The organism is Streptomyces sp. NPDC002602 (assembly GCF_042889445.1).
GTDB lineage: Bacteria > Actinomycetota > Actinomycetes > Streptomycetales > Streptomycetaceae > Streptomyces.
On the sequence record NZ_JBIAQX010000038.1, the window covers coordinates 1 to 7,570 of the forward strand.

At 71.7% G+C, this 7,570-nt stretch carries 1 protein-coding gene; it reads left to right on the plus strand.

Annotated elements, in window-relative coordinates; all coding sequences use genetic code 11:
- The first annotated feature begins 92 nt into the window (after positions 1-92).
- Positions 93-7,358: an SDR family NAD(P)-dependent oxidoreductase gene (locus tag ACFYW3_RS38935; protein ID WP_389389019.1), complete on the plus strand. Its 7,266-nt coding sequence runs from the start codon at positions 93-95 to the stop codon at positions 7,356-7,358.
- The last annotated feature ends 212 nt before the right edge of the window (positions 7,359-7,570 follow it).

Genomic DNA, 7,570 nt, shown 5'->3' on the forward strand with positions numbered 1-7,570 from the left:
CGGTTCGTTCGTCGGGGGTGTTCGGTCGCCGGTTGGTGAGGGCTCCTTTGGGTGGGGGTTCCGGTGGGGGTGAGTGGGCTCCGCGTGGGACGGTGCTGGTCACTGGTGGTACGGGTGGTGTGGCTGGGCATGTGGCGCGGTGGTTGGCCGGGTCGGGTGCCGAGCGTGTGGTGTTGGTCAGTCGTAGTGGTGAGCGGGCCGAGGGTGTCGCCGAGCTGGTGGAGGAGTTGCGGGGGCTGGGCTCCGATGTGACGGTCGCCGCGTGTGATGTGACGGATCGTGACGCGCTGGCCGCAGTGATCGACGCGATTCCGGCGGAACAGCCGTTGAGGGCCGTCTTCCACGCGGCGGGCATCTCGATCCCCGCCGCACTCACGGACATCACTTCCGAGTTGCTCGACACGTCGTTCGCCGCCAAGGTTCTGGGTGCCCGTCATCTGGACGAGCTGACGGCGGGGCTGGAGCTGGACGCCTTCGTCCTCTTCTCCTCCGGCGCGGCCGTCTGGGGCAGCGCCGGAGCCGGCGCCTACGCGGCGGCCAACGCGTTCCTGGACGGTCTCGCGTGGGACCGTCGCTCCCGGGGCCTGGTCGCGACCTCCGTGTCGTGGGGCAACTGGAAGGCCACCGGCATGGCCGAGGGCGACACCGCCGAGATGCTGTCACGCCGGGGCATCCGCGGCATGGAACCGCAGTTGGCGGTGCAGGCGCTGCGTCAGGCGATCGCGTGGGACGAGACCGCGCTGACGGTCACCGACATGGACTGGGAGCGGTTCGTTCCCGGATACACGCTGGCACGCCGACGCCCCCTGATCGAGGACATCCCCGAGGTCGCCCGGGCTCTGGCGGAGGACTCCTCCGAGGCTCCCGACGACGACACGGCCGGATCGGCCCTGTCGGCGGAACTCGGCGGACTCACCCCGGCCGAACAGCACGACCGGCTCCTCGCCATGATCCGGACAGAAGCCGCGAACGTCCTGACTCACGGCACCACGGACGAGATCACGGCCGCGAAGCCGTTCAAGGACCTCGGGTTCGACTCGCTGACCGCGATGGAACTGCGCAACCGGCTGAACAAGGCCACCGGCCTGCGCCTGCCCGCCACCCTCGTCTTCGACCACCCGACGCCGCACCGACTCGCCACTCATCTGCACGAGGAGCTCTTCGACGCCCGAGTGGAGGCCGCTCTGCCGGTCCTCAGCGTGACCGACGACGATCCGATCGTGATCGTCGGCATGGGCTGCCGCTTCCCCGGTGGCGTGCGCGACCCCGAGGGGCTGTGGCGTCTGCTCGTCGAGAACCGTGACGAAATGGCCGGCTTCCCGACCGACCGCGGCTGGCACGGAACTGCCATGACCAGCCTGATGGGGGACGCCGCTTCGGCACGGCAAGGCGCCTTCCTCGCCGAAGCCGGCGACTTCGACGCCGCGTTCTTCGGGATCTCGCCGCGCGAGGCGCTGGCGATGGACCCCCAGCAGCGGCTGCTGCTGGAAACGGCGTGGGAGACCCTGGAGCGGGCCGGAATCGACCCGCACACCCTTCGAGGCAGCCGTACCGGCGTCTTCGTCGGAGGTACCCCGCAGGAGTACACCGCGGTACTGATGAACTCCTCCGAGGCCGGCAGCGGCTACGCGATGACCGGTGCCTCGGGCAGTGTGATGTCCGGCCGGGTGTCCTACGCGCTGGGCCTGGAAGGGCCCGCGGTCACGGTGGACACGGCGTGCTCCTCGTCGCTGGTGGCACTGCACCTGGCGGCGCAGGCGCTGCGCAACGGGGAATGCGACCTGGCCATGGCCGGCGGCGTGACCGTGATGTCCACCCCCGGTGCCTTCGGTGAGTTCGACCGTCAGGGCGGGCTGGCCGGGGACGGCCGCTGCAAGGCGTTCTCCGCGGACGCGGACGGCACCGGCTGGGGCGAGGGCGTCGGCATGGTGGCCGTCCAGCGCCTCTCGGACGCGGTCCGTGACGGCCGTCCGGTACTGGCGGTGGTACGCGGCTCGGCGGTGAACCAGGACGGTGCGTCGAACGGCCTGACCGCGCCGAACGGCCCGTCTCAGCAGCGGGTGATCCGGCAGGCACTCGCCAACGCCGGCCTGTCGGCTGCGGACGTGGACGTCGTGGAGGCGCACGGCACGGGCACCAAGCTGGGCGACCCGATCGAGGCGCAGGCTCTGCTGGCCACCTACGGTCAGGACCGGCCGCAGGACGCCCCGCTGTGGCTCGGGTCGATCAAGTCGAACATCGGCCACACCCAGTACGCCGCAGGCGTGGCGGGTGTGATCAAGTCCGTGCTGGCCATGCACCACGGCGTCCTGCCGAAGACGCTGCATGCCGCTGACCCCACTCCTCAGGTGGACTGGTCGAAGGGCGCGGTGGAACTGCTGACCGAGAACCGGGAGTGGCCGGAGTCGGACCGTCCGCGCCGTGCCGGTGTCTCCTCGTTCGGCATCAGCGGCACCAACGCCCACATCATCCTGGAGCAGGCTCCTGACCGGGAGTCCACGCCCCTGGCCGCCGGAACGGTGGACGGGGCGGTGCCGTGGGTGGTGTCCGCCCGGTCGGAGGAAGCCCTGCGGGCACAGGCGCTGCGCCTGGCGGAGCACGTGCGCGACGCGGGCACGCGACCGGTGGACATCGGTCTGTCGTTGGCGTCCACACGAGCGACCCTGGAACACCGCGCGGTGGTCGTGGCCGAGGCGGAGGACGGGGAAGGCTTCCTGTCCGCGCTGACAGAGCTGGCCGAGGGCCGGACGGGCGCCGGTGTGGTGCGGGGTGTGGCCGGCGAGAGCGGTCTGGCACTGCTGTTCACCGGCCAGGGCTCGCAGCGGCTCGGCATGGGGCGCGAGCTCTACGACCGCTTCCCGGTGTTCGCCACGGCCTTCGACGAGGTGTGCGGCCACCTGGACCTGCTCCTTGAGCGGCCCGTGAAGGAAGTGGTGTACACCGACGCCGAGGCCCTGGACCAGACGGTCTTCACCCAGGCCGGGCTCTTCGCCCTGGAGGTGGCCCTGTTCGAGCTGGTCAGCTCGTGGGGCGTCCGGGCCGATGTGCTCCTGGGACACTCGATCGGTGAGCTGTCGGCGGCGTACGCGGCCGGCGTGTGGTCCCTGCCCGACGCCTGCCGGATCGTCGCCGCCCGAGGACGGCTGATGCAGGCGCTGCCGGCCGGCGGGGCGATGTACGCCGTGCAGGCGGCCGAGGACGAGGTCCTGGAGCTGTTGTCGGGCGCGGAGGGTCGCGCCGGCATCGCGGCGGTGAACGGACCGTCCGCCGTGGTGGTGTCCGGTGACGAGGACGCGGTGGCCGAGGTGGCCGGGACGTTCTCCGACCGGGGACTGCGGGTCAAGCGCCTGCCGGTGAGCCACGCCTTCCACTCGGCTCGGATGGAACCGATGCTGGCAGAGTTCTCCAAGGTGCTGGCGGGAGTGGAGTTCCATCAGCCGCGGGTACCGGTGGTGTCGAACCTGACCGGTGAGATCGCCGGTGCCGAGATCGGGACTCCCGAGTACTGGGTGCGGCACGTGCGTGAGGCGGTCCGCTTCGCGGACGGCGTGCGCACGGTGCTGGACCGGGGCGTGCGCATGACGGTGGAGCTGGGCCCGGGCGGTGCGCTGACCGCACTGGCCGAGGAGTCGGTCCACCAGCGTGGGGTCGACGTCGTGAGCGTTCCCGCCCTGCCGTCCGGCCGCCCGGAGGACGCCGCACTGATCCGCGCCGTCGCGGCGGTGTCGGTGGTGGGCGCGCGGGTGGACTGGACGGCCCTGTTCGCCGGCACGACCGCGCGCCGGGCGGAACTGCCCACGTACGCCTTCCAGCACAAGCGCTACTGGCTGCAGTCGGTGTCCATCGGCAGCGGCGACCCCACCCGTCTCGGACTGACGGCCACCGGGCATCCGCTGCTCGGCGCCGGTGTACCGCTGCCCGGGTCGGACGGATTCCTGTTCACGGGCAGGCTCTCCCTCGACGCCCAGCCGTGGATCGCCGACCACTCGATGCTCGGCACGGCACTGCTGCCCGGTACCGCATTCGTGGAGCTGGCCCTGCGGGCCGGCGACCAGGTGGGCTGTGACCTGATCGAGGAACTCACGCTGGAGAGCGCCCTGATCCTGCGCGAGCAGGGCGGCACCGCGATCCAGGTCGCGGTGGGCGGCCCCGACGAGACGGGCCGTCGCCCGATCACCGTGTACGCACGGCCGGAGGGCGGAGAGGACACCGAACAGTTGTGGACGCGGCACGCCTCCGGTGTGCTGGCCGTCGCAGGGACAGCCGAGCCGTCCATCGAGCCCACCACGGTGTGGCCGCCGGCCGGAGCGGAGAGGGTCCCGGTCGACGAGTTCTACGAGAGCCTGGCCGGTGGCGGTCTCACCTACGGACCGGCGTTCCAGGGACTGCGCGCGCTGTGGAACCGGGAAGGCGAACTCTTCGCGGAAATCGGCCTCCCGGACGCGGCGGGTACCGAGGACACCGGTTTCGGCGTCCACCCGGCCCTGCTGGACGCGGCGCTCCAGCCGCTGGCGCTGGACATCCTGGGCCTCACGCCCGACCGGGAAGCCGTCAAGGGCGGCCTGCCGTTCGCGTGGACCGGCATACGTCTGCACGCCACTCACGCCTCCACCGCCCGGGTGCACCTCGCGCCGGTAAGCCAGACGGAGGTGGCGATCACCGTCACCGACGACTCGGGTCTTCCGGTCGCCACCATCGATTCACTGACGATGAGGGCCCCGGCGCCGGACCAGTTCACCGAACAGGCCGCAGCGCCCCGGCCAGACTCGTTGTTCGCCCTGGAGTGGACGCCGGTGTCCCTGGGCTCGCGCCCGACGGCCGGCGAATGGGCGATGCTCGGCTTCGACCCGCTGGAGATCCGTCCGCGCCTCGTCGAGGCCGGATTCACCGGTACGCCGTACCTCGACGCGCAGTCCCTGCTCGACACCGTGGAATCGGGGCAGCCCGCTCCGTCGGTGGTGGTCATGTCCTGCTTCGGCGGTGACCAGGGCGGCCTCCTCGAGGCAACGCACGCGGCGACCCACCGTGTGCTGGACACCCTCCGTCACTGGCTCGCCGACGAACGTCTGGCGGCGTCGAAGCTGTTGCTGCTCACTCGGGGCGCGGTGGCACCAGGTGCCACCGACAGCGTCGAGGACCTGGCGGCGTCGGCGGTCTGGGGCCTGGTGCGGACCGCACAGTCCGAGCACCCCGGCCGGATCGTGCTGATCGACCTCGACGACGAGGCGGCCTCGTACCAGGTGCTGCCCGCCGCGCTCGGTACGGACGAGCCGCAACTGGCCCTGCGCGCGGGCATCGCGAGCGCCCCCCGCCTGGCCAGGGCGGCCAAGACGCCCGCCCGCGCACCGCGCTTCGGATCCGAGGGAACCGTACTGATCACCGGCGGGACCGGGGCCCTGGGCGCGATCGTGGCCCGGCACCTGGTCACCGAACACGGAGTCCGGCACCTGATACTGGCCGGCCGTCGTGGTGGCGACGCACCAGGAGCGACCGAGCTGCTGGCCGAGTTGCGTGCACTCGGCGCCGAGGCCGACGCGCTCGCATGCGACGTCGCCGACCGGGACGCGCTCGCTGCCCTGCTGGAGGGCATCCCGTCCGATCGGCCGCTGACCGGCGTCGTGCACACCGCGGGCGTACTGGACGACGGCACGATCGAGTCCCTGACCGCAGACCGGCTCGACACCGTGCTGCGAGCCAAGGCCGACGCCGCCTGGCACCTGCACGAGCTCACCCGTGACAGCGACGTACGGGAGTTCGTACTCTTCTCGTCCGCGGCCGGCCTGCTGGGCAGCCAGGGGCAGGGCAACTACGCGGCGGCCAACTCCTTCCTGGACGCCCTCGCGCTGCATCGCCACGCAGCGGGACTGAACGCGACCTCGCTCGCCTGGGGCTGGTGGGAACTGTCCGATGGCATGGGCGCGGCACTCGGCCAGGCCGAGCGCGCCAGGATGGCCCGTAGCGGGGTCATCGGCTTCAGCGCGGAAACCGGCATGGAGGCCTTCGACGCAGCCCTCGGCGGTACGCGGGCCGTGGCCGTCCCGATGCTGCTCAGCACCTCGACCGCGCGGCCTTCGGGCAGCACCCGGGTCCCGCCGTTGCTCCGTGGCCTCATCCGGACACCGCAGCGGCGCGCGGAGCGTACGACCACCCCTGCGGCCTCGCAGCTGAACGAGCGGCTGGCCGCCACGGCCGGGCCCGAGCGGCTGGCTGTGCTCATCGAACTCGTACGCACCGAAACCGCGCAGGTACTGGGCTACTCCGGTGCCGAAGCGATCAAGGACGGCACCACCTTCGGCGAGCTGGGCTTCGACTCCCTGACCTCGGTGGAGATGCGCAACCGTCTCAACGAGCTCACGGGGCTGCGCCTGGCGCCCACGGTGGTCTTCGACCACGCGTCGCCGGCCGCACTCGCCCATGAACTGAATGAGCGCCTGGGCGGCTCGGCCACCCAGGAGGGAGCGGCATCAACCGTGCGGCGGCCGGAACAGGCCGCGGAGGCGGACGTCACCGACGACATCGCGGTGGTCAACGGAGTCGAGGCGCTGTACCGGCGCGCTGTCGAAATCGGCAGGCTCGACATCGGGCACACCGTGCTGCGCAGCTCGATCGACCTTCGGGAGACCTTCTCGGAGCCGGACCAGGTGCGCAAGGGACCCGAGCCCGTGCGTCTCGGCGCCGGCTCCGACTTCCCGAAGCTCATCGGCTTCCCCTCGCAGTCCGTCTGGGCGAGCAACCAGGAACTGGTCAGCCTCGCCGGGCCGCTGCGCGGCATCCGTGACGTGTGGTCGATGATGCTTCCCGGATTCGTGACGGGCGAGCCCGTCGCGAAGAGCATCGACGCACTGGCCGAGTACGCCGTGCGGTACATCGAGCAGTTGGCGGACGGAGAGCCGTTCGCACTGGTCGGCCGTTCCTCCGGAGGCCGGGTCGCGCACGAGGTGACCGCCAGGCTGGAAGCACGGGGGATACACCCGCAGGGTGTGGTCCTGATCGACAGCTACCTGGCCGGCTACCAGCAGACCTCCTACATCGTGCCGGTGATGGAGTCCAAGGCGCTGGAGCTCGAGAAGGACTTCGGCCGGATGACCGGCACGCGGCTCACGGCGATGTCGGCGTACTTCGACCTGTTCGAGAGCTGGCTGCCGAAGGAGATCACGACGCCGACCCTGCTCGTCCGGGCCACCGAGTGCTTCGGCATCGAGCCGGGCCAGCCCCAGCCGCCGGCCGAGGAGTGGCAGGCGGCGTGGCCGCTGCCGCACGAGGCCGTGGACGTCCCGGGCACCCACTACACCATGCTCGAAGGCAATGGTGAGGTCACGGCGGCCGTCATCCACGAATGGCTGCTCAAGCAGCAGTAGCGGGGACGGGTAGGGGCGCGTGCCGGACGGCACGCGCCCCTACCCCCCGCCGGGGTGGTCGCCCCATCGGCACACGCGCACGAAGCGGCGGGCTCGGCAGGTCACATACCTGCCGAGCCCCCCCCGTGGGGGGGGGGGGGGGGTGAAACCCGACCCAGGGCGCGGCGGGAGGGCGCGGGGGGTTGGGGGGCGCGGAAGCCCGGGGTAGCCCA